Here is a 22,023-nt window from a genome sequence, read left to right on the forward strand (position 1 = left end):
GCACGGGTGACCCAATGACCATCATCGCCAGTTTGCTTCGCGCCGCCGAATTGCCGGATTCCCCCACGTCACGCTTGGATGCGGAGTTGCTGCTGGCCGCTGCCCTGGGCAAGTCCCGCAGCTTCCTGCACACCTGGCCCGAGCGGATCGTGCCGAGCGAGGCCGCGCTGGTGTTTTCCGAATATCTACGCCGTCGTCGCTCCGGCGAGCCGGTGGCCTATATCCTCGGGCAGCAGGGTTTCTGGAAACTGGACCTGGAAGTCGCGCCCCACACATTGATCCCGCGTCCCGACACGGAGTTGCTGGTTGAGGCTGCGTTGGAGCTGCTGACAGCCACGCCGGCCCGGGTCCTCGACTTGGGCACCGGCAGCGGCGCGATTGCCTTGGCATTGGCCAGCGAGCGTCCGGCCTGGAGCGTGACGGCGGTCGATCGTGTGCTGGAGGCTGTGGCGTTGGCCGAACGTAATCGCCAGCGCCTGGGCCTGCGTAACGTCGCAGTCCTGAGCAGCCACTGGTTCAGTGCGCTGGAAGGCGAACGTTTCGGGCTGATCATCAGTAACCCGCCCTATATAGCCGCCAGCGATCCGCATCTGGCCGAGGGCGACGTGCGTTTCGAGCCGGCCAGTGCGCTGGTGGCGGGGCCGGACGGGCTCGACGATTTGCGCGCGATTGTCCAGCAGGCCCCCGATCACCTCGAGGCAGGCGGCTGGCTGATGCTCGAGCATGGTTATGACCAGGCCGACGCGGTGCGGGGGCTGCTGCAAGAACAAGGTTTTGCCCAGGTCCATAGCCGCAAGGACCTCGGTGATCACGAACGCATCAGTCTGGGACGCCTGCCGTGCTGAACGATCAAGAGCTGCTGCGCTACAGTCGACAGATCCTGTTGCAACACGTCGACATCGATGGGCAACTGCGCCTCAAGCAGAGCCGCGCATTGATTGTCGGCCTCGGTGGCCTGGGCGCGCCAGTGGCGTTGTACCTGGCCGCAGCCGGTGTCGGCGAGTTGCACCTGGCCGACTTCGACACGGTCGACCTGACCAACCTGCAGCGACAGATCATCCACGACACTGATAGCGTCGGGTTGACCAAGGTCGATTCGGCGATGCGCCGCCTCACCGCCATCAACCCTGAAGTCCGACTGGTCCCCCATCCAGCGGCCATGGACGACGGCAGCCTGGCTGACGCGGTGGCGGCGGTTGACGTCGTGCTGGACTGCTCCGACAACTTTTCCACCCGCGAAGCGGTGAACGCAGCCTGCGTCGCCGCGGGCAAGCCCTTGATCAGCGGCGCGGCCATCCGCCTGGAGGGCCAACTGTCGGTATTCGACCCGCGCCGCCCCGAAAGCCCTTGTTACCACTGCCTCTACGGGCACGGCAGCGAAGCCGAGCTGACCTGCAGCGAGGCCGGCGTTCTTGGGCCGCTCGTGGGGTTGGTGGGCAGTCTCCAGGCGCTTGAGGCCCTAAAACTGTTGGCCGGCTTTGGTGAGCCGCTGATGGGGCGCCTGCTGTTGATCGATGCGCTGGGCACGCGATTTCGCGAATTGCGGGTCAAGCGGGATCCGGGGTGCGGCGTTTGCGGTACCCGACATGAGTGAGGCGCCGGTCGGGGTGTTCGATTCAGGGGTCGGCGGGCTGTCGGTGCTGGGGGAAATTCGCCGATTGCTGCCCCATGAGTCGCTGCTGTACGTAGCCGATTGCGGGCATATTCCCTACGGAGAAAAAAGCCCGGAATTCATCCGTCGGCGGTGCGCGATCATTGCCGATTTTTTTCAACGCCAGGGAGCCAAGGCGCTGGTGGTGGCCTGCAATACGGCAACCGTCGCCGGAGTGGCTGACCTGCGTCGTGATTATCCGGACTGGCCCATTGTCGGCATGGAACCGGCGGTCAAGCCGGCCGCTGCGGCGACTCGAAGCGGCATCGTCGGTGTGCTCGCCACCACAGGCACGTTGCAGAGCGCCAAATTTGCCGCATTGCTCGACCGCTTCGCCACGGACGTGCGAGTGGTCACGCAGCCCTGTCCCGGATTGGTCGAACTGATCGAGGCTGGCGACTTGCACAGCCCGGCCTTGCGCCAGTTGTTGCAGGGCTACGTTGCCCCGTTGCTGGCGGCTGGTTGCGACACGGTGATCCTGGGCTGCACGCACTATCCATTCCTCAAGTCACTGCTCAAAGAGATGGTTCCGGAGGATGTCAGCCTGATCGACACTGGCGCTGCCGTGGCTCGCCAACTCCAGCGCTTACTGAGCGAGCGGGCAATAGCTGCCGAGGGGCCTGCTGGCGAAACGCAGTTCTGGAGCAGTGCCGATCCGTCACATTTAAGAAAAATCCTACCGATGCTATGGAATTCTTCCGGCATTGTGCGAAGCTTCGTCCTGTAAAAAAAACGTGAAAATTATGTAAATCGTGCTGAACTTCTGTTTTGGCGCGGATTTCTATAGCTCTGTCTGTTTGTAAGAAAAAACTAACTAAAGCTGTCGGAAAAGGATGTTTCTAATGAAGCGTTTATTCTGCTTTGCCGCGCTTGCGGCTGCGTTGCTGGGGCACACTTACACCGCACAGGCGGCAGGCGTGGAGTTCGGGGTCGGCCAGACCGGCGACTCGACCATGACCTATCGCCTGGGCATGCAGTTCGATTGGGACAAGAGCTGGCTGCAGAGTGACGTGGGTCGGCTGACCGGTTATTGGAGCGGTGCCTACACTTACTGGGAAGGGGACAAGACCTCCAGTAACCATAGCCTGTCGTTCTCGCCGGTGTTTGTGTACGAATTTGCGGGTCAGAACGTGAAGCCCTACATCGAGGCGGGGATCGGCGTCGCGTTTTTTGACAATACCGAGATCGAAACCAACAAGCTCGGTACGTCGTTCCAGTTCGAAGACCGTGTCGGTTTCGGCCTGCGCTTCAATGGCGGACACGAAGTGGGCATTCGTGCCACTCACTATTCCAACGCCGGCATCTCGTCGGACAACGACGGGGTAGAAAGCTACGCGCTGCACTACACGATGCCGCTGTAACAGCAAAAACCGTGTCAGCGAGCTTGCTCGCGATAGCGGTGACCAGCGCCTGCACTCGCCTGGTCCACCGCTATCGCGAGCAAGCTCGCTCCACAGGGATCCAGTGCATCAGATCATTCTTTATCGATACGCCGTCGCAATGCCCTGGCGTTCTTCCAGGCACTCCGGCGCGCCCATCTCGAATTCTCTGCAGATCAGCGGACGCTTTTCGTAGATCGTGCACATCATGCTGTCGCGATCCAGCGCCGCGCACCAGCCGTCATCGAGCCTCAGCATGACCTCCCCACCCCAATCGTCGGTGTCGATGAAACGTTCCGGAACGCCAGTATCGGTGATCAACATCACTTCCAGCTGGCAGCAGCACGCCGCGCATGTCGAGCACGTGACGACCGGCGCAGGCAGTTCAACGAGGGGGATGGTTTTCATGGCGCGCAGTGTACGGCAACCGGGTCGATCAGGGTTGTCCCTTGATCGGGGATTCGCCAGCGGGCTGGGTGTCCGCGGGAAAATTGTTGGCCGGGGAGGGTAACGGCCAGAGGGTCTTCATGGAGGCGGCGGGTAGGGGCGTTTCGTGGGGGCGTTCGTTCAACTGCGCCAAGATGTAGTTCGCCGTCGCTGGGGCCGACCATCGGGTCGGGATGGGAAGGCTACCGTCGAGACCCATCGCCGGGTCGTCGAATCCTGGGATAACCAGCGTTACGTCGATGCCTTTGCCGGACGGGGCGCCACGAACCGATTCAAACACCTGGCGCAGCGTAGTGCCGTCGCCTGGCGCGTGGGAAGGTGCCAGGTACGTGACGGGGCTGGTAATGCCTACCAGGTGAGGCGTGGCCCCCAGGCGCAATAACGGCAGCGCCACGTCAATGCAAAAACTTGCAACCAACAGATTGCTGCGGATGATGCGTTCGACCAGCGTATGGTCAGCCGGTTGGCCTTCAACGTATTCGGCCGTTCCGGCATTGATGATCACCGTGTCCAACGCGCCCCATTGCTGGGAAATCAATTGGCCGACCTCTCGAGCGATCTGGCTGTTGGTCAATTTGGCCGGGACCGTCAAGACTTGGTCGGGAAAGCGCTGGGACAGGAGCTTAGACATTTTAGACGAGCCGATAGCCAACTGCGCCCCGGTCTGAAGCAATGCTTCAGCCAGCGAGGCACCCACGCCATCAGCCGCACCGGTTAGCCAATACCTTCGTCCCAATCCTGTTCTCCTATCCTGAGTGTCATATCGAGGCCTGCGTCCTATGCAGAAGCCCTAAGTTAGTAAGACTATATAAGGTCCAGCGCGATGTGAATTCCCGATCTGCCCAATTTCATGTCTGATAATCGCGCTTCAGTTTGATTTCATGTCCTGGCGAGACGGCAACCGCTTGAAGGCCGCCAAAGCCCGCATTCTTGATTGCGCCAGATCAACGATCGGTGACGGATAATCCGTTGCGTCAAACAGTTCGCGCTGGGCATCAGGACGGTGGACACGTTGGTTATCCAAATTGTTCAATTCAGGCAGCCAACGCTTGATAAATAGTCCCTCGCGATCAAATTTCTCTGATTGGCTCAGTGGATTGAAGATGCGGAACCAGGGCGCCGAGTCCGTCCCGGTGGAAGCGCTCCATTGCCAGCCGCCATTGTTGGCCGCCAGGTCGCCGTCGATCAGATGGCGCATGAAAAAACGTTCGCCTTCGCGCCAGTCGATCAGCAGATTCTTGGTCAGGAACATGGCCACCACCATCCGCAACCGGTTGTGCATCCAGCCCGTCTCCAGCAGCTGGCGCATGGCCGCATCGATGATCGGCAGGCCGGTGCGCGCCTGTTGCCACGCTGCCAGTTCATCCGGCGCTTGGCGCCAGGCCAAGGCCTCGGTCTCCGGGCGAAACGCGCGGTGTCGGGACACGCGTGGATAGCCCACCAATATGTGTTTGTAAAACTCCCGCCAGAGCAATTCATTGATCCAGGTCACTGTTCCTGCATTTCCACTTTCGAATTCACCCTGGTTGGCGTGCAGTGCCGCGTGCAGGCATTGGCGCGGCGATACCACGCCGGCCACCAGGTAGGCCGAAAGCTGGCTGGTGCCAGGCCTGGCCGGGAAGTCCCGCTCAGTCAGGTAGTCGTCGATGTGCTGCTCGACAAACCCATCCAGCCGCCGCCGGGCTTCGCTCTCACCGGCCGGCCACAGGGTTCGCAGCGTTTCGCTGGGTGGCTCGAAACCTTCGACGCACGTCGGCACGGGATCACTGGCTATGGCGGTGGACGCTTGCCGGGCAGGCGTGGGCACCACTCTCGGTAGTGAGAAATGCAAGCGTTGGTAGCACACCTTGCGAAACTGGCTGAATACCTGGAAATAGTTGCCGGTCTTGGTCAGCACGCTGCCGGGCTTGAACAAGAGCTGATCGAGGTGGCTATGAAACTCGACACCCTCTCCAGCCAGCGCACGAGCGACTTCGGTGTCGCGTCGGGTTTCGTTCAGGCCGTATTCTTCGTTGACGTGCACGGCGTCGATGTTCAGCTCCCGGCACAGTGTCGCCAATACTTCTGGCGCCTGGTCCCATTGGGGCGCTTGGCGGATCAGCAGCGGGATGTTCAGTCGTTCCAACGCCGTGCTCAGCGACGCCAGGTTGCGCAACCAGAAGTCGACTTTGCAAGGCGCATCATCGTGGGCGCGCCATTGCCCCGGGCTTGGCAGATATACCGCCACGCAGGGACCTCGGGCGGCAGCGGTGGCAAGCGCGGTGTTGTCGTGCACGCGCAAATCGCTGCGCAGCCAGATCAATTGCATGGACATACTCTTTAAAGAAGCGCCCGACGATTCAGTTCGGCGTGAGCGCAGAGCGGGTTTTCGGCCCAACTGACGTGGGGCATCGAGACGTCGGTGGATAGCCTGGCGAGATGAATGGACACGGCCGGGCCGGCGATGATGATCGGGCAGTCGACGGCATTCAGTTGCCTAGGCAATTGGGAAAGGTTCAAGGCATTGCTTGAATACAGCAACACGGCGCGGGCCTTGAGCCGTTCGACCGCCAGCGCCAACTCTCCCGCCGGCAAAGGCGCATCGAAGACCTCCACGGGGCAATCGGCGCTGCTGGCGAGCCAGGCCGTCAACCACAGGTGCGGTTCCTGGGACGACAGAGAATGATTGACCATCAGCAACGGCGCGCCATGCACCTGGCGGTTGTTGTGGTAGACCCGGCTGCCGAACTTGCTGCGCAGCCAGGAATAAAAGAACACCTGCTCCAACTGCGCGCCGAATTGCCCTTGCCAACGTGTCTGCAATTCGTCGAGCAAGGGCAGCAGCAACTGTTCGCAAACAGTACTGGGCGGATAAAGCGCCATCGCCTGGTTGACCAGATGATCGACTTGCCGCTCGGCCAGTTGCATCACCGCCAGGGCAAGGGCGTGGCGCTGGCACTGCCAATCATCTTCCAATGGCTCGTCGGGCGGCTGCGGAGTGTCGAGCAACGGCTTGACCTTGCTCACGGCCACGCCGCGATTGATCCAAGTGAGGATGCTCTGGATCCGTTGCACATGTTCAGCGCTGAACAAGCGATGGCCCTTGGGGGTGCGGTGCGGCACGATCAAGCCATAGCGGCGCTCCCAGGCACGCAGCGTGACGGCGTTGACGCCGGTCCGCCGGGACACTTCGCGTATGGGCAGCCAGCCCTGCGCCAGCGCTGTGGCAAAATCAGCGCCGAGGTCTTCGCTGGCGCTGGAGTCGGGTTCGTCGTTCATCAGATGGCGTTTCGCAGGCTGAGGTTTTCCGGGTGGGGTTGCAGGTACGCCTGTTGCGCGAGATATGGATCGGGATGCTGGCGCAGGTGATGCTTGAGTAACGTCAGCGGCACCACCAAGGGCACGATGCCGAGGCGATATTGCTGGATGAGGTGCTGCACTTCCCGCTTGTCATCGGCGCCGATGGCGCGTTTGAGATAGCCGCTCAAATGTTGAAGTACGTTGGCGTGGGTTCGACGGGTGGCGCATTTCTTCAAGGCCGTCATCAGGGCACTGAAATAACGCGGGCCCAACTCATTGGGATCCGACGTGCCCATGTTGCCCAACAGGTTGCCGAGGGCCTTGTATTGCACCGGATCGTGAGCCATCAGCAAGTATTTGTAGCGCGAGTGGAATTCGATGAGATCACGCCGGGTCAGGTCGCGACGGCGCAGCGGTTGCCAAGCGGCGTAGACGAACACGCGCGTGAGGAAGTTCTCACGCAATACCGGGTCGTTGAGGCGACCGTCTTCTTCCACCGGCAGGTCCGGATGGCGTGCACAAAAGGCCTGCGCGTAGATACCACGCCCGCCGCCGTCCTGGGGCACGCTGTTGTGATCGTAGACCTTGACCCGTTCCAGCCCGCACGACGGCGACTTCTGCATGAAGATGTAGCCGCAAATGTCGTTTAGTTCCTCGGCCATTTGCCGACCGTAATCGTCCAGCGGTTGGGTGACATCGAGATCGCGGTTCACGGTGCCGACCGCGTGGGGTTGCTCGGGTTTGCCCACCAGCCGAATCGGTTCCCGGGGAATGCCCAAGCCTATGGCGACCTCAGGGCAAACCGGGACGAAATCGAAAAAGTCATTAAGCGTGCGGCTGCATAGCTGGGATTGCTTGTGCCCGCCATTGAAGCGAACTTCGGCGCCCATCAGGCATGCGCTGATAGCAATCTTGGGTTTGGCGTTCGCTTCGCTGGGCATGAGCTACCTCTGGGATAAAAATCTTGTACATATTTACTTCGCTGTACAATATTTTTAATCATAGGTCTGAATAGACACAAGTCAACCGGCAATGGAATGAACGGGCGATGCCACGGAGAGCGCAGATGGGCTGCTGTCTATTGCGACAGCAGCGAGGGAGGCAAGGGCGATCTACTGGAGGCTGGCGTGCAACCGGCGCGCGGCGTCCTGGCCGCTGAGCCAAGCCCCTTCGACCCGGCCGGACAGGCACCAATCTCCGCACACGTACAACCCCAGGTCGGCATCGGCCAGCGCGCCCCATTCGTGACTGCTGGCGGGGCGGGCGTACAGCCAGCGGTGGGCCACGCTGAAGCTCGGAGCGGGCATGGCGCTGTGCAGCAGTTCGGCGAAGGCACCGTGCAGGTGTTCGATGACCGCTTCCTTGGACATGTCGATGTGCTGGCGGCTCCAGTCGCTGGTGGCGTGCAGCACCCAAGTGTCGAGCTTGCTGTCGCGGCCTGGCTTGCTGCGGTTGCGTGCCAGCCAGTCGAGAGGGCTATCCTGTACGAAGCAGCCTTCCATGGGCGTATCCAAAGGCTGTTCGAAGGCCAGCGCCACCGCCCAGGTCGGGTCCATTTTTACCCCGGCGGCCACGCCAGCCAGTTTCGGCACCGCGGCCAGCAATGCGGTCGCCTGGGGCGCGGGCGTGGCGATGACCACCTGGCCGAACGGGCCATGGGTGAACCCTTCAGCGTCCTGCAGATGCCAGTGCTCCTGGCCGCGAAACACTTCGGTGATGCGGCAGGAGAACTGCACGGGCAGGTCGCCGAGCAGGGCACGGGTAATCGCGCTCATGCGCGGGGTGCCGACCCAACGGGTCTGTTCGTCCGGTGAAGGGCTCATCTGCCCGTCCTGGAAGTGATAGAGCTGCGGGTTCCATTCCGCTGCCCAGCCGTTGGCTTGCCAGCGCTGCACCTCCGTGACGAAGCGCCGGTCCCGGGCAGTGAAATACTGGGCGCCCATGTCCAGCGCGCCAGCGTCGCTGCGCTTGCTCGACATGCGTCCGCCGCTACCGTGGCTTTTATCGAAAAGTTGGATGACATGCCCGGCCTCCGTCAGGGCCTGGGCGGCGGAGAGTCCGGCGATGCCGGTGCCGATGATTGCGATAGGTACAGTCATGAGGGCCTCGTTTACTTTCTGTACAGACTACGCCGTCGTTTAATCCTGTACAATTTTGGTTTTTGGTATAAGTTTTACCGTTCGCGTTTTGGCAGGTTGTCCTATTGTTAGAAACAGACCTTGGCCGATGTGAAAAATCTCTACCTATAAAAATAGACTAATGGGCCGGGTAAAACGCGATGCGAGGAACACCTCATGCACATATTGCTGACCGGCGGTACTGGTTTGATCGGACGTCAGCTCTGCCAGCACTGGTTGGAGCAAGGCCATCGCTTGACGGTATGGAGTCGTCGACCCGAGCAGGTGGCGAAAATCTGTGGGGCGCAGGTGCGCGGCATCGCCGCGCTCGATGAAATTGGCGAGCCGGTGGACGCGGTGGTCAACCTCGCCGGCGCGCCCATCGCTGATCGGCCCTGGAGCCACAAGCGCAAGATCTTGCTGTGGAGCAGCCGCATCACGTTGACCGAGGCTTTGCTTGCATGGCTGGAACGGTGCGAGCAAAAACCGCAGGTGCTGATTTCCGGTTCCGCCGTGGGCTGGTATGGCGACGGTGGCGAGCGGGAGCTGACCGAGGAATCAGGGCCGGTCAGCGAGGACTTCGCCAGCCAGCTGTGCATCGCTTGGGAGGAAACGGCGCAGCGGGCCGAGGCCTTGGGCCTGCGCGTGGTCCTGGTTCGAACCGGCCTGGTCCTGTCCGCCGAGGGCGGCTTTTTGTCGCGGTTGCTGCTGCCCTTCAAACTGGCGCTGGGCGGGCGTATCGGCAACGGGAGACAGTGGATGCCATGGATACATATCGACGATCAAATCGCTCTGATTGATTTTCTTCTGCACCGCAGTGATGCCAGCGGTCCTTATAATGCCTGCGCGCCGAACCCGGTGCGCAACCGCGATTTTGCCAAGGCCCTGGGGCACGTGTTGCATCGCCCGGCCGTGGTGCCGATGCCGGAGCTTGCGCTGAAAGTCGCGTTGGGGGAATTGTCATTGCTGTTGCTGGGCGGCCAGCGCGCCACGCCGGCCCGATTGCAGGCGGCGGGTTTTTCATTCCAGTTCACTGATTTGCCCGCGGCCCTGGAAGATTTATCGGGTCGCCTTTGAAATAGGACGTTGCATGACCGATCACGCGTTGCTTCTGGTGAATCTGGGTTCGCCTGCCTCCACCTCGGTGGCCGATGTGCGCCGCTACCTCAATCAATTCCTGATGGACCCGTACGTGATCGACCTGCCATGGCCGGTCCGGCGGTTGCTGGTGTCGCTGATCCTGATCAAGCGCCCCGAACAGTCTGCCCACGCCTACGCGTCGATCTGGTGGGAAGAGGGCTCACCCCTGGTAGTGCTCAGCCGCCGCTTGCAACAGGCGATGACCGCCCAATGGACGCAGGGGCCCGTAGAGTTGGCGATGCGTTACGGCGAGCCGTCGCTGGAGTCCACCTTGGTGCGCCTGGCGAGCCAGGGCCACAAGAACATCACCCTGGCCCCGTTGTATCCGCAATTTGCCGATAGCACCGTCACCACGGTCATCGAAGAAGCCAAGCGGGTTGTGCGCGAGAAGAAGCTCGACGTGAAATTCTCGATTCTCCAGCCTTTCTACGATCAGCCGGAATACCTCGATGCGCTGGTTGCCACCGCCAAGCCGTACCTGATGCAGGACCATGATCACCTGTTGTTGAGTTTCCATGGCTTGCCCGAGCGGCACCTGACCAAGCTCGACCCCACTGGTTACCACTGCTTCAGGGATGCCGACTGCTGCAAGAACGCGCCGCCTGAAGTCATGGCGACCTGTTACCGCGCCCAGTGCATTCGTACCGCCGAATTGTTCGCCCAGCGCATGGGCCTGGCGCAGGGTAAATGGTCGGTGTCGTTCCAGTCGCGATTGGGCCGTGCCAAGTGGATCGAACCCTACACCGAAGCGCGTCTGGAGGAACTGGCCAAGAGCGGCGTGAAAAAAGTCCTGGTGATGTGCCCGGCGTTCGTGGCCGACTGCATCGAGACGCTCGAGGAAATCGGTGATCGCGGCCGAGAGCAGTTCCGCGAGGCGGGAGGCGAGGAGTTGGTACTGGTGCCTTGTCTCAATGACGATCCGCGCTGGGCGCAGGCCTTGAGTACCCTCTGCGAGCGGGCGCCTTTAGCGCTATAAAAATTCTGCGGCCCCTTCGCGAGCAGGCTCGCTCCCACAGTAGATCTCGAGTGGTCACAAAATTTGTGTTCACAACAGATCTCCTGTGGAAGCGAGCCTGCTCGCCAAAGCAATCTGACTGACAGCAATAACCTCAAGCTGAGTCAGACCAGCGGCTCATCCGCCTTCTTCTGCTTCCATCCGTCATTGCCCGGCAAGATCAGGTTCAACGCGATCGCCACTACGGCGCACAGCGCGATGCCCTTGAGACCGAAGTCGTCCGGGCCCGTGCCGGTGCCGACCAGCACGCCGCCGATGCCGAACACCAGCGTCACCGAAACGATTACCAAGTTGCGCGCCTCGCCCAGATCGATCTTGTGACGAATCAGCGTGTTCATGCCCACTGCGGCAATCGAGCCGAACAACAGGCACAGGATCCCACCCATCACAGGCACCGGAATGCTTTGCAGCAGCGCGCCGAACTTGCCGATGAACGCCAGGCTGATGGCAAAGATCGAGGCCCAGGTCATGATCTTCGGGTTGTAGTTCTTGGTCAGCATCACCGCGCCGGTGACTTCGGCGTAAGTGGTGTTGGGCGGGCCGCCGAAGAGGCCGGCTGCGGTGGTGGCGACGCCGTCGCCGAACAACGTGCGATGCAGGCCCGGCTTCTTCAGGTAATCGCGACCGGTCACGCTGCCCACGGCAATGACGCCGCCGATGTGCTCGATGGCCGGTGCCAGCGCGACGGGCACGATGAACAGGATCGCCTGCCAGTTGAACTCCGGTGCGGTGAAGGCGGGCAGGGCGAACCAGGGGGCCGCGGCGATCTTCGCGGTGTCGACGACGCCAAAGAAAAACGCCATGGCGAAGCCCACCAGCACGCCGGAGATGATCGGCACCAGGCGGAAAATGCCCTTGCCGAACACGGCGACAATCAACGTGGTGAGCAACGCCGGCATCGAAATCATCATCGCGGTCTGATAATGAATCAGCTCGGTGCCGTCGCCGGCCTTGCCCATGGCCATGTTCGCGGCAATCGGCGCCATCGCCAGGCCGATGGAAATGATCACCGGACCGATCACCACCGGCGGCAGCAGGCGGTCAATGAACCCGGTGCCCTTGATCTTCACCGCCAAGCCCAGAAACGTGTAGACGAAACCGGCCGCCATCACGCCGCCCATGGTCGCCGCCAGGCCGAACTGGCCCTTGGCGAGGATGATCGGTGTGATGAAGGCAAAGCTCGACGCCAGGAACACCGGCACCTGGCGCCCAGTGACGATCTGGAACAGGATCGTCCCCAGGCCCGCCGTGAACAGTGCCACGTTCGGGTCCAGGCCCGTGATCAGCGGCATCAGCACCAGCGCGCCGAAGGCGACGAACAGCATCTGCGCGCCGGACAGCACCTGACGCCAGAGCGGATCGTTGAATTCGTCCTGCATGCTCAGGCGTCCTTCTGCTTGGTGCCGAAGATCTTGTCGCCGGCATCGCCCAGGCCCGGAATGATGTAGCCGTGTTCGTTGAGTTTCTGGTCGATGGAGGCGGTGTAGATGGTCACGTCGGGGTGGGCATCTTCCACGGCCTTGATGCCTTCGGGCGCGGCGACCAGCACCATGGCGCGGATATCGCGGCAACCGGCCTTTTTCAACAGATCGATGGTGGCGACCATCGAGCTGCCGGTGGCGAGCATCGGGTCGATGATCATTGCCAGGCGCTCGTCGATTTCCGGCACCAGTTTTTCCAGGTAGGTGTGGGCTTGCAGGGTCTGCTCGTTGCGAGCCACGCCCACGGCACTGACCTTGGCGCCCGGGATCAAGCTGAGCACGCCTTCGAGCATGCCGATACCGGCGCGCAGGATCGGCACCACGGTAATCTTCTTGCCGGCGATTTTTTCCACTTGCACCGCACCGGCCCAGCCGGCGATCTCGTAGGATTCGAGCGGCAGGTCTTTGGTGGCTTCGTAGGTGAGCAGGGCGCCGACTTCCTGGGCGAGTTCGCGGAAGTTCTTGGTGCTGATGTCTGCGCGGCGCATCAGGCCGAGTTTATGTCTGATCAGCGGATGGCGGATCTCGAGGATGGGCATGGGGAAGGCTCCGGCGGCGGGCAAAAAAACCGGCCTAGATTAATCTATCCGAGGGTGTTGTCCTATAGACAATACAGAACGTTAGTCCACAAATGCTTGATCTGGCCGGGCGGGATGCGTACCTTTGCCCGCTTTTCCGAACTGCCACCCCTGGAGAGCGCACATGTCCGCTGATCTCGAGCATATCCGTCAAGTCATGCGAGAGGCTGACTGCCTGTACACCGAAGCTGAAGTCGAAGCGGCCATCGCCCGTGTCGGTGCGCAAATCAACGATCAATTGGCTGAAAGCAATCCGGTCGTGTTCTGCGTGATGAACGGCGGGCTGATTTTCTCCGGCAAGCTGTTGACCTATCTGAACTTCCCGCTGGAAGCTTCCTACCTGCACGCCACCCGTTATCGCAACGAGACCAGCGGCGGCGACCTGTTCTGGAAAGCCAAGCCGGAAGTCTCGTTCATCGACCGTGACGTGCTGATCATCGATGACATCCTGGATGAAGGGCATACCCTGGGCGCGATCATCGATTTCTGCAAACACGCTGGCGCCCGCGCGGTGCACACCGCCGTGCTGATCGACAAGGACCACGACCGCAAGGCCCGTCCTGACCTGAAGGCCGATTTTGTCGGCCTGCCGTGCATCGACCGCTACATCTTCGGCTACGGCATGGACTATAAAGGCTACTGGCGCAACGCCAATGGCATTTTCGCCGTCAAGGGGATGTAATCGGATGACTGGCCCTGCCTTCCTGGATCAAGCCTTGTTCGATGAGCTGGCCGAGAAGGCCGGGGCCAGTGCGCGAGGGCGCCAACTCCACAATTTCCACCAGATGGATGAGCCTTGCCACCGCATGGCGGTGGGTTTGCAGCCCTCGACCTACATCCCGCCGCATCGCCACCTGAGCGCCGACAAGGCTGAAACCTTACTGGTGCTCAAAGGCCGCCTCGGTGTGTTGATCTTCGATGAAACCGGAACCGTGACCGGCAAGCGCATCCTGCAGGCCGGTGGCGATTGCCTCGGTGTCGATCTGCCGGCCGGTGTCTACCATGGCCTGGTGGTACTGGAAGCCGACAGCCTGATGTTCGAATGCAAAGCCGGCCCCTACCGGCCGGTGGGCGACGGCGAACTGGCCCCTTGGGCGCCCCGCGAAGGCGAGCCCGGCGTTGCGCAATACCAGGCCTGGATGCGCGCTCAATTCGACTAATATCGATGGCGATCGCGCTTTTATGAGGCCCGCGCTGATGGCCTGTGCCGCGAATGAATTGTCCGGGTCGCTTATTTTTTCGATGAATGCTAGCGTGCCCGGCCAAGCCTCCGGAGCCTGTCATGAGTGTATCGATCCGCCGCTGCGCCACTTTGCTGTTGCTAACTAGCTTGCCCTTGATGGCCGTGGCCGCGCCGATGCACAGTCAGTTCTTGCCGCCGGATGACCTCGTGGCGCGCCAGGAGGAGCCTGAACAGCAGCAGTTGCTGCAAGTCACCGAATACTCGGTGGTACTGGGCAACCAGCGCCCTTCCAACCAGCAGCCGATCCCGGTCACCTCACCATTGATGGTGCGCCTCAAAGGCAAACCGTTGAACAAGGGCGCGACCATCAGCCAGGTGATTCTCAATTTCGACGGGGAAAGCAAAAGCCTGAAGAAACCGGCGTACGACGAGGCGAGCAAGACCTTGACCTTGTCTTATCCACAGGCTCAGTACCGGGTGGTCATCGACCTGTTGCGCAATGACACGGTGTACGTGCAATTCCTCAGCTACGCCAACGGCCATATCTGGGCCGATCTGCACACCGGCACCGCACGCCCGCGTTGAGCCGCAACGCCCGCCGGGGGTAAACTGCCCGCCCCGTGAATTGTGCGAGTTGGAGCCGGCAATGCGTAAAGACAAGAAACAAGTGATTGGTGACGAGATTGGCGACGAACAGATCAAGCTGTTCCTCAATTTTGAACCGGTCGATGCTACGTCGCCGTCGCTGCACAAACTGATCAAGGCCTACCGTGGGCTGCGTGTCGACGACTTCGAGCGTTTCCTGGTGTTTTTCGTCGAGGCGGGCTACGACCTCGATGGCAAGGACGAACATGGCAATGATTTCGTTGCGCTGAACAAGGACCAGCGCAACGCCGAGGAATACATCGAGTTGATCAACAAGGCGCGTGGCTGATAGGCCGAGGGCCTGCCTGGCAGGTCAGCGGGAGCAAGCTCCCTCGCCACGAAAAGCTTCAAAAAAAAGCCCCGCCCTCATGGAGAGCGGGGCTTTTTTTAGCCGACCGAATCAAGCGTAGCTTTGGGTCTCGCTGCTTTCTTCAACCAGTTCCAACGCAATGTTGTTCTGCGCATTGATCTTGCGATACAGCGCGGCATCGGTTTCCAGTACTTTTTCCCGGGCTGGGAAGATTTCCGCGAGCTTGGTGGCCCACTCGCCCTTGGCTTTTTCCGGGAAGCAACGCTCGATCAGTTCCAGCATGATCGAAACGGTGACCGAGGCGCCTGGCGAAGCACCGAGCAGGGCGGCGAGGGTTCCGTCCTTGGCCGCCACCAGTTCGGTGCCGAATTGCAGTACGCCGCCTTTCTTCGGGTCTTTCTTGATGATCTGCACCCGCTGGCCGGCCACTTCCAGGCGCCAGTCCTCGGCTTTCGCCTCGGGGTAGAAGCGGCGCAGGGATTCCAGGCGCTGCTCCATGGACTGCATCACTTCGCTGATCAGGTACTTGGTCAGGTCCATGTTGTCCCGGGCCACGGCCAGCATCGGGCCGATGTTGCCGGCGCGTACCGACATCGGCAGATCCATCAGCGAGCCGTGCTTGAGGAACTTGGTGGTGAAACCGGCGTAAGGCCCGAACAACAGGGATTTCTTGCCGTCGACCACGCGGGTGTCCAGGTGCGGCACCGACATCGGTGGCGAGCCCACGGCGGCCTGGCTGTAGACCTTGGCCTGGTGGTGCTTGACCACTTCCGGGTTGTCGCAACGCAGCCACTGGCCGCTGACCGGGAAACCACCGAAGCCCTTGCTTTCTTCGATACCCGACGCTTGCAACAGCGGCAACGCGGCGCCACCGGCACCGAGGAAGACGAACTTGGCGTCGACTTCGCGGGTGCTGCCGGAATTGACGTCCTTGATGCTCACGGTCCAGCCGTCACCTTTGCGCTTGAGGCCGGTGACGCGCTTGCAGTATTTGATCTGAGTGTCCGGCGCGCTGCCCAGGTGCTTGAGCAACTGGTTGGTCAAGGCGCCGAAGTTGACGTCGGTCCCGTTCATGACGCGGGTGGCGGCGATGACTTCATCGGCCGGCCGGCCTGGCATCATCAGGGGCATCCACTCGGCCATCTGGTCGCGGTCTTCGGTGTATTCCATGTCGGCGAAGGCGTGATGCTGGCTCATCAGTTCGAAGCGCTTCTTCAAGAACTCCACGCCTTTTTCACCCTGTACGAAACTCAGGTGCGGCACCGGGGCAATGAAGGATTTCGACGAGCCGAACGTGCCCTTTTTAGTCAGGTACGTCCAGAACTGCTTCGACACCTCGAACTGGGTGTTGATGTGCACGGCTTTCTTGATGTCGACAGTGCCATCGGCGGCCTGGGGCGTGTAGTTCAGCTCACACAGCCCGGCATGACCGGTACCGGCGTTGTTCCAGGGGTTGGAACTCTCCGCGGCACCCGAGTCCATCAGCTCGACGACTTCCAGGGAAATCGCCGGGTCGAGCTCCTTGAGCAGTACGGCCAGGGTGGCACTCATGATGCCGGCCCCTACCAGAACTACATCAACTGCTTCGTTATGCGCCATTTAACGCGTCTCCAAAATCTGCAGCACCAAATTGTCGGCATAGCGGCCAGGAAGCGGGGCAGGTCAGTTGCGCCCCAGGTATCCATGGCCAGGAATCGCCATGTCCGAATCTTCGCAATTTTTCGCACTCTTGCGGATGCATGCAGCCTGGCCTCTAGAGTCCCATGAACTCATTTAAGCGCAGGGCAAGCAATTCGACTTATGGCCGAGACATCCGTTCGTGCAACCAAATCCGTAGCGGACAGGCTTCAGGCGGCGGTTCTTGAGCGATATCCGGTCCTGTGTCGTTGGGCTGTTCCAGACGCTGATGGTGCTTGTTCAGACGCAAAACTCTTCATTTGCTCGCCACACTCTTGTGAAGTTGTGAAAACCCGTTTTTTCACGCTCTTTTGAAGACGTGAACCTCAAAAAAGGGCTGTCCCAGCCTGGCACCGGGCCCGGTTTGGTTGCCCCCATGCAATACATGACAGGCAAAACGGGCAGACAGCTCAGTGACCGAGCGTAATGACAGCTCTGCAGATTCGCGAAAAGCGGTGATTTGCCAGGGAAACAGCAAGCGCGCCAGCTTCACTCGATCTGTGTGGGCGGCTCTCTGTGGGCGGTGCGGGGTGCCAATACAAGCGCATCAGCGGCGTTGCGAGGCCCGATCAGGAGACGTCCTTATAATCGGGGGGAGATTGTAACGAAGAAACGCGCGGAAATGGTCGTGTTTTATGACTTTTATTAGCCTTGCGGTCAGAAGGCCAACAGCTGGCGGTTACGTACGCGAGTGCGAGGCGGTTGTACCAGGGCACTGGCAGGCAAGGGCTGGTGCAGCCAGTTGAGGCGGATCTCTTCGATTTCCACCCAGCCATCGCCCATGGGCTGCAGGCTGCACTGCTTGAATGCCTGGCAGCGGCCGGTACGGTCCAGCAGGGCGAAGCAACGATGATGCGGGCGCGGGGTAAACAGGGAGATGAGAAAACGCATGGTCAGGTACCGTGTCCGGGGAGCTTGGGGGCAGCCTGACAGCCAGCCATGACACCCTGGTGTAAGGACCGTGACAAAGGGGTGACAGGAACCGCCTATCCGGGCCCGTGTCAGACATTTCAGTATTCATCGAAGGCGCTGGTTCGCCGCGATGGCGCACCGCTATACTGCCGGCCTGTCTGTGCCCGATTCTGGAGAGAAGAGCATGTTGCAACGCCTGTTGTTCGGTTTGATCGCAGTGACCAGTCTGACCCTCGTCGGCTGTGCCCACAGCCCGCAACAACTTAACCCGGAGCCCAAGCTCAACGCCCAACTGGCGCCGGTGGGTCGCGGCCAGCCGGTGGTGGTCCGTGTCGTGGACGGTCGTCCGTCGCCGACCCTCGGCACCCGGGGTGGCTTGTACCCGGAAACCAGCGTGATCACGGTGCAGGGTGCGCAAATCCTGCCTAAATTGCAGGCCCAGGCCGAGGCGGCCGTGCGTTTGCTGGGCTTCACCCCCACCGCCAATGCAATGAATGCCCCGCAACTGACCGTGACCCTGGCCGAACTGAAATACCAGTCGCCCAAGGAAGGCATGTACGTGACCGAGGCGACGATCGGCGCGACCTTCCGCTCTGACGTGCAGAACGCCAATCGTCGCTACAGCGGTCGTTATGGCGCTTCGCTGGACCAACGCTTCGGCATGGCGCCCAACCAGGACACCAATACCAAGCTGGTCAGCGATGTATTGAGTGATGCCCTGACCCGTCTGTTCAAGGACCCGACCATCGGTCAGGTGTTGGCAGAGTAACGACTGAAGACCCGTATCCCCTGTGGGAGCGAGCAACCTCGCTCCCACAGGGGTTTTTTATGGGCGATAAATTCACGCCGCCTGGGAATAGAGCTCCAGCACGCTGATCCCGGTCAGCAGGTCCGTCTCCGGCAGATCGGCATGTGAATGGCCGCCGAGGGCGCAATACACCAGCCAGTGCCGGTCCTGCACGTTGAAGGACAGGCTGTCGACGAGGTTCTGTTGTTCGTCGCTCGGGCTGATGAGATAGAGGCGATCCTGGTTTTCGGCGTGCAGCATGACAGGTTCCGTGCGGGTTTGGAGGGCGACAGGGTGGCCTATCCATATGACGAAACCGTTACCGATGAAATTAATCCGCAAACACGCTCGCCCAAAAGCACCCAACCTTGCGAGGCATCGTTACCGGTCGGAAAAACCGACGCAGCACGCCAGGCTTTCGGTAGAATCCGCGCCCTGTTCGTAGGTCCCGGGCGCAAGGCGTCCGTTATTCGCTTGAGGTCTGTGATGTCGTTGCAATTGTTTTCGCTGTTCGCTGCCCACCCGGCCAAACTGATCAACCTGCTCGCGTTGCTGTTTGCCTGCCCGGGTGGCTGGGTATTGCATGCAACGCGCCGCCGCGAACAGCGAGCACGCGCCTGCCTCCAAGCGCGCAGTGGCGAAAGCAATGAACGATTCGAAGCCCTGCTGGACCTGGCCACCCAGCGCATGAACCGGTTTTTCTACCGGTTCGGCTTTGCCTGCCTGGGCGTCGCGCTGCTGATGTCCTGGATCAGCACGCAGCTCTGAGCGCAGCAGCTTCAGTGTCGAGGGAGCAAGCCCCCTCGCCATTAAAGCCGCTAAGCAATCACTGCTTTAAAGCGGCAACCCCGCCTTGACCCGATACTGATTACGCACCGGCGTTGCATATTGCAGCACCAGGAATGGCCGCTGTTCCGCCGGGCACGCATCCAACCGACGCTGCCATTCTTCCTGAGCTTTCGCCAGTTCTTCGGCACCGAACACTTCAGCCGCCGTCGGCACCTGCAGCTGCGGGTCGGCATCGGTCCATTGGGCGTAGGCCAGGTAGTGCACGGGGAACAGGCGATAACCGCCGAGAATCTGCCGGTCCATCTCCGCTGCCAATTGCTTGGTGTCCTCGAACAGCTCTGTAATCGGCGCGGAGAAGTTCACGTGGACCCGGCCTTTGTAACCGGTGATGCCCTTGGCGATGCTGACGTCGTCCTCGCCTGGTGCCTTGGTGTAGGTCCCGGTGGTGGCGCGGATGTAAAGCTCCCGGGCCTTGGCCTGGTCGCACGGATCATATTCGTAGCTGATCGACACCGGCGTGAGGTTCAGCGAGCGGATGACCTCGCCGAACGGCTCGTCCTTGCGGCTCATGTGGAACATCTTGAGGATCGCCGATTCGGTCCGGTCATCGCCGTCCTTGGCTCGGCCCTCGGCCTGGGCGATCCAGATCGAGGCGCAATCGTTGCGGATCGAGTGATTGATGTACGCCGACAGCAACTGGTACGCCGCCATTTTTTCCCGGCGACCGGTGATGGAACGGTGCACGATAAAACTCTTGTTCAAGCGCATCAGGTCGCTGACAAACGGCTTTTGCAGCAGGTTGTCGCCGATGGCGATGCGCGGCGTCGGCAGGCCCGCGTGGTAGACGGCGTAATTGACGAATGCCGGGTCCATCACGATATCGCGGTGGTTGGCGATGAACAGGTACGCGTTGCCGGACTTGAACTGCTCCACCCCCGTGTAGGTCACGCCATCGGTGGCGCGTTCGATGGTGTGGTCGACATAGAACTCCACTTTGTCCTGCAACGTGGCGACCGATGTCACACCGGCGAACTCTCGACGCAGCTTCTGCGCTATAAGGGGTTTGAGCATCCAGCCGAAAGCACCGGCCAGGCGCGGGAAGCGGAAGTGGGTGAGGATATCTAGAAACGCCTTATCGCTGAGCAGCCGTGCCAGCACCGCTGGGACTTCACTGTCGTCGTAAGGTCGGATGGCATCGAATTCGCCCATCATGCTCTCTTGTTGGAAACGGCTAGGGTAAGTAAAGGTTCGATAAATAGCGCCAGGGCACGGCCAGGAAGACAGTCCAGGCAACAATAGCCCTGCAAATAGACCGGCGATTATACGCACAAGTCACTCGGGAGACCGCGATGCTGGAAGCTGCTGAATATGAATGTCCATATTGTGGAGAAGAGGTCGAGACTTCATTGGATCTTTCCGGTGGCGACCAGACCTATATCGAGGATTGCCAGGTCTGTTGCCGGCCGATCACTTTCGTACTACAGGTACACGATGAAGAATGGCACCTCGAGGTCTTCAGCGAAAACGAATGAGGGGCGGCCATGCAGCGAATCTACGAACTGGAAAACCTGATGGAAGGCGAATTGCTGCAAGGCATGCTCGCCAGCGAAGGCATCACCGCGCATCTGGTGGGACGTGACCTGGTGGGGGGCGCAGGGGAATTGCCGATGCATGGCTTGCTGGGGCTGGCGGTGGACGATGAACAGGCGCAATACGCCCAGGAACTGATCGCCGCCTACAATGCCGCGCTGCCGGTGCCCGGCGATGAGCCGGACAGTTACCCCGGAACGCTGGTCTGTTAGGCTCTGTATGAAATGTATCCGCACTCACCCATACTGCGTTGAAACGGGGCTCGGAATGCTCATGTACTCCAGTACACTGCGCTTCCTCGCCCCGTTTCGCCTTGTCTGGCCTTCGCGCGAACACATTTCGTACAGACCCTAGGCTGGCCGCCGTTTGATAGGAGAGTCGTGTTACCCCATGTGTGGACGTTATGCCCTGTTTCGCTGGAACCCCACCTTTGCGGCCTTGCCTGGCTTCCCTGCCGACCAGAAGGCCCAATGGAACATATCGCCCAATGATTCGGTTCTGATGCTGCGGGCTGGCGCCGATGGCCAGCGCGAATTGGCCCGCGCCCGTTGGGGGCTTACGCCGCCGTGGCTGACGGACCTGTCCCGGACCCCGGCCCATGCTCGGGCCGAAACCGTCGCCGAGCAACCGATGTTCCGCGAGGCCCTGCGGTTGCGTCGGTGTCTGCTGCCGGCCAACGGGTTCTACGAATGGCGCGGTGGTTCGCGTAAACGCCCCTATTGGCTGACGCCGGGGGAAGGTTCGTCGCTGTTTTTTGCGGCGATCTGGGAAGCGTATCCGGTGCAGGAACAGGTGTGGTTGAGCACCGCCGTCATCACCCAGCCGGCGGCCGGTCAGCGGCGTCCATTGATTCTGGATGAAGAAGGCCAACGGTTGTGGCTCGACCCCGAGACACCCTTGCATGCCTTGCAAGGGCTACTGGCGAGCGAGCCTGCGCAACTGCGCGAGCGGGTGCTGGCCAACATGGTCAACGACCCGAAACTCAATGGGCCGGAATGCCTGACGCCGGCTTGAGGTTTGTGATGGCTGTGCAGGCCTCATTG

Annotated in this window: 27 protein-coding genes; 15 read left to right on the plus strand and 12 right to left on the minus strand. The window is 61.0% G+C overall.

From position 1 onward, the window contains the following. Window positions 1-14 precede the first annotated feature (14 nt). From prmC to M1D68_RS04540, 4 genes are all read left to right on the plus strand, one after another. Entirely contained in the window at window positions 15-845 is an 831-nt protein-coding gene (gene prmC, locus M1D68_RS04525) for a peptide chain release factor N(5)-glutamine methyltransferase (protein ID WP_457969433.1), read from the plus strand. After that, window positions 839-1,594: a molybdopterin-synthase adenylyltransferase MoeB gene (locus tag M1D68_RS04530; protein WP_457969435.1), complete on the plus strand. Its 756-nt coding sequence runs from the start codon at window positions 839-841 to the stop codon at window positions 1,592-1,594. The genes prmC and M1D68_RS04530 overlap by 7 nt, the downstream gene beginning before the upstream one ends. After that, window positions 1,587-2,378 (plus strand): glutamate racemase, encoded by a 792-nt coding sequence (gene murI, locus M1D68_RS04535; protein WP_434562341.1) that lies wholly within the window; start codon window positions 1,587-1,589, stop codon window positions 2,376-2,378. The genes M1D68_RS04530 and murI overlap by 8 nt, the downstream gene beginning before the upstream one ends. A 115-nt stretch (window positions 2,379-2,493) precedes the next feature. Next, on the plus strand, window positions 2,494-3,012 hold the full coding sequence (locus M1D68_RS04540) for an acyloxyacyl hydrolase (RefSeq protein ID WP_434562343.1): 519 nt from the start codon (window positions 2,494-2,496) through the stop codon (window positions 3,010-3,012). Window positions 3,013-3,132: 120 nt separating this feature from the next. On the opposite strand, the gene M1D68_RS04545 is transcribed toward M1D68_RS04540, so the two are convergent. From M1D68_RS04545 to M1D68_RS04570, 6 genes are all read right to left on the minus strand, one after another. Continuing rightward, on the minus strand, window positions 3,133-3,438 hold the full coding sequence (locus M1D68_RS04545) for a YkgJ family cysteine cluster protein (RefSeq protein ID WP_420764073.1): 306 nt from the start codon (window positions 3,436-3,438) through the stop codon (window positions 3,133-3,135). A gap of 28 nt (window positions 3,439-3,466) precedes the next feature. Next, a complete protein-coding gene (locus M1D68_RS04550) occupies window positions 3,467-4,174 on the minus strand; it encodes an SDR family NAD(P)-dependent oxidoreductase (RefSeq protein WP_457970683.1) in 708 nt (235 codons plus the stop codon). 171 nt (window positions 4,175-4,345) lie between these two features. Beyond that, window positions 4,346-5,785 carry a deoxyribodipyrimidine photo-lyase gene (gene phrB / locus M1D68_RS04555; protein WP_457969437.1) on the minus strand — a complete coding sequence of 480 codons (1,440 nt, stop codon included), beginning with the start codon at window positions 5,783-5,785 and terminating at the stop codon, window positions 4,346-4,348. Between the two features lie 11 nt (window positions 5,786-5,796). After that, on the minus strand, window positions 5,797-6,735 hold the full coding sequence (locus M1D68_RS04560; RefSeq protein WP_434562347.1) for a MerR family transcriptional regulator: 939 nt from the start codon (window positions 6,733-6,735) through the stop codon (window positions 5,797-5,799). Further along, entirely contained in the window at window positions 6,735-7,697 is a 963-nt protein-coding gene (locus tag M1D68_RS04565; protein ID WP_434650022.1) for a YbgA family protein, read from the minus strand. The genes M1D68_RS04560 and M1D68_RS04565 overlap by 1 nt, the downstream gene beginning before the upstream one ends. Before the next feature lie 171 nt (window positions 7,698-7,868). Continuing rightward, entirely contained in the window at window positions 7,869-8,855 is a 987-nt protein-coding gene (locus M1D68_RS04570) for an NAD(P)/FAD-dependent oxidoreductase (RefSeq protein WP_434562351.1), read from the minus strand. Between the two features lie 195 nt (window positions 8,856-9,050). Here M1D68_RS04570 and M1D68_RS04575 point away from each other — a divergent pair, with 195 nt between their 5' ends. Beyond that, window positions 9,051-9,950 carry a TIGR01777 family oxidoreductase gene (locus tag M1D68_RS04575; protein WP_420764079.1) on the plus strand — a complete coding sequence of 300 codons (900 nt, stop codon included), beginning with the start codon at window positions 9,051-9,053 and terminating at the stop codon, window positions 9,948-9,950. Between the two features lie 13 nt (window positions 9,951-9,963). Continuing rightward, window positions 9,964-10,989 carry a ferrochelatase gene (gene hemH, locus M1D68_RS04580; RefSeq protein ID WP_434650023.1) on the plus strand — a complete coding sequence of 342 codons (1,026 nt, stop codon included), beginning with the start codon at window positions 9,964-9,966 and terminating at the stop codon, window positions 10,987-10,989. A 143-nt stretch (window positions 10,990-11,132) separates the two neighbouring features. On the opposite strand, the gene M1D68_RS04585 is transcribed toward hemH, so the two are convergent. Together M1D68_RS04585 and upp are read right to left on the minus strand one after the other, a co-directional pair. Then, a complete protein-coding gene (locus tag M1D68_RS04585) occupies window positions 11,133-12,407 on the minus strand; it encodes a uracil-xanthine permease family protein (RefSeq protein WP_434562355.1) in 1,275 nt (424 codons plus the stop codon). Window positions 12,408-12,409: 2 nt separating this feature from the next. After that, the gene (upp, locus tag M1D68_RS04590) at window positions 12,410-13,048 is read right to left on the minus strand and encodes a uracil phosphoribosyltransferase (RefSeq protein WP_039592183.1); all 639 of its coding nucleotides are present in this window, start codon (window positions 13,046-13,048) and stop codon (window positions 12,410-12,412) included. A 163-nt stretch (window positions 13,049-13,211) separates the two neighbouring features. On the opposite strand from upp, the gene M1D68_RS04595 reads away from it, so the two are divergent. The 4 genes from M1D68_RS04595 to M1D68_RS04610 all read left to right on the plus strand — a co-directional run bounded on the left by M1D68_RS04595 (window position 13,212) and on the right by M1D68_RS04610 (window position 15,204). Beyond that, complete coding sequence (locus M1D68_RS04595) at window positions 13,212-13,769, plus strand: hypoxanthine-guanine phosphoribosyltransferase (protein ID WP_030138595.1); 558 nt, start codon at window positions 13,212-13,214, stop codon at window positions 13,767-13,769. Between the two features lie 4 nt (window positions 13,770-13,773). Further along, window positions 13,774-14,247 carry a WbuC family cupin fold metalloprotein gene (locus tag M1D68_RS04600; protein ID WP_457969440.1) on the plus strand — a complete coding sequence of 158 codons (474 nt, stop codon included), beginning with the start codon at window positions 13,774-13,776 and terminating at the stop codon, window positions 14,245-14,247. Window positions 14,248-14,369: 122 nt separating this feature from the next. Then, window positions 14,370-14,855 carry a hypothetical protein gene (locus M1D68_RS04605; protein ID WP_457969442.1) on the plus strand — a complete coding sequence of 162 codons (486 nt, stop codon included), beginning with the start codon at window positions 14,370-14,372 and terminating at the stop codon, window positions 14,853-14,855. 61 nt (window positions 14,856-14,916) lie between these two features. Continuing rightward, window positions 14,917-15,204 (plus strand): PA4642 family protein, encoded by a 288-nt coding sequence (locus tag M1D68_RS04610; protein WP_420764084.1) that lies wholly within the window; start codon window positions 14,917-14,919, stop codon window positions 15,202-15,204. 111 nt (window positions 15,205-15,315) lie between these two features. On the opposite strand, the gene mqo is transcribed toward M1D68_RS04610, so the two are convergent. Both mqo and M1D68_RS04620 read right to left on the minus strand, forming a co-directional pair. Further along, a complete protein-coding gene (gene mqo, locus M1D68_RS04615; protein ID WP_420764085.1) occupies window positions 15,316-16,824 on the minus strand; it encodes a malate dehydrogenase (quinone) in 1,509 nt (502 codons plus the stop codon). A gap of 735 nt (window positions 16,825-17,559) precedes the next feature. Then, entirely contained in the window at window positions 17,560-17,793 is a 234-nt protein-coding gene (locus tag M1D68_RS04620; RefSeq protein WP_420764086.1) for a hypothetical protein, read from the minus strand. A gap of 205 nt (window positions 17,794-17,998) precedes the next feature. Between M1D68_RS04620 and M1D68_RS04625 the strand changes: the two genes are divergently transcribed. Continuing rightward, window positions 17,999-18,583: a YajG family lipoprotein gene (locus M1D68_RS04625; protein ID WP_030138601.1), complete on the plus strand. Its 585-nt coding sequence runs from the start codon at window positions 17,999-18,001 to the stop codon at window positions 18,581-18,583. 72 nt (window positions 18,584-18,655) lie between these two features. Here M1D68_RS04625 and M1D68_RS04630 read toward each other — a convergent pair whose 3' ends face one another. After that, window positions 18,656-18,862: a hypothetical protein gene (locus M1D68_RS04630; RefSeq protein WP_420764087.1), complete on the minus strand. Its 207-nt coding sequence runs from the start codon at window positions 18,860-18,862 to the stop codon at window positions 18,656-18,658. A gap of 225 nt (window positions 18,863-19,087) precedes the next feature. Here M1D68_RS04630 and M1D68_RS04635 point away from each other — a divergent pair, with 225 nt between their 5' ends. Continuing rightward, the gene (locus M1D68_RS04635; protein WP_420764088.1) at window positions 19,088-19,369 is read left to right on the plus strand and encodes a hypothetical protein; all 282 of its coding nucleotides are present in this window, start codon (window positions 19,088-19,090) and stop codon (window positions 19,367-19,369) included. A gap of 66 nt (window positions 19,370-19,435) precedes the next feature. Here the strand turns inward: M1D68_RS04635 and M1D68_RS04640 are convergent, their stop codons facing one another. Beyond that, on the minus strand, window positions 19,436-20,602 hold the full coding sequence (locus M1D68_RS04640; RefSeq protein WP_434562359.1) for a 1-acyl-sn-glycerol-3-phosphate acyltransferase: 1,167 nt from the start codon (window positions 20,600-20,602) through the stop codon (window positions 19,436-19,438). A gap of 137 nt (window positions 20,603-20,739) precedes the next feature. Between M1D68_RS04640 and M1D68_RS04645 the strand changes: the two genes are divergently transcribed. The 3 genes from M1D68_RS04645 to M1D68_RS04655 all read left to right on the plus strand — a co-directional run bounded on the left by M1D68_RS04645 (window position 20,740) and on the right by M1D68_RS04655 (window position 21,994). Beyond that, window positions 20,740-20,922 carry a CPXCG motif-containing cysteine-rich protein gene (locus M1D68_RS04645; protein WP_186612369.1) on the plus strand — a complete coding sequence of 61 codons (183 nt, stop codon included), beginning with the start codon at window positions 20,740-20,742 and terminating at the stop codon, window positions 20,920-20,922. Between the two features lie 9 nt (window positions 20,923-20,931). Continuing rightward, a complete protein-coding gene (locus M1D68_RS04650) occupies window positions 20,932-21,192 on the plus strand; it encodes a putative signal transducing protein (protein WP_434609604.1) in 261 nt (86 codons plus the stop codon). A gap of 178 nt (window positions 21,193-21,370) precedes the next feature. Then, complete coding sequence (locus M1D68_RS04655; RefSeq protein WP_457969445.1) at window positions 21,371-21,994, plus strand: SOS response-associated peptidase; 624 nt, start codon at window positions 21,371-21,373, stop codon at window positions 21,992-21,994. Window positions 21,995-22,023 lie beyond the last annotated feature (29 nt).

The organism is Pseudomonas sp. R4-84, from assembly GCF_054130985.1.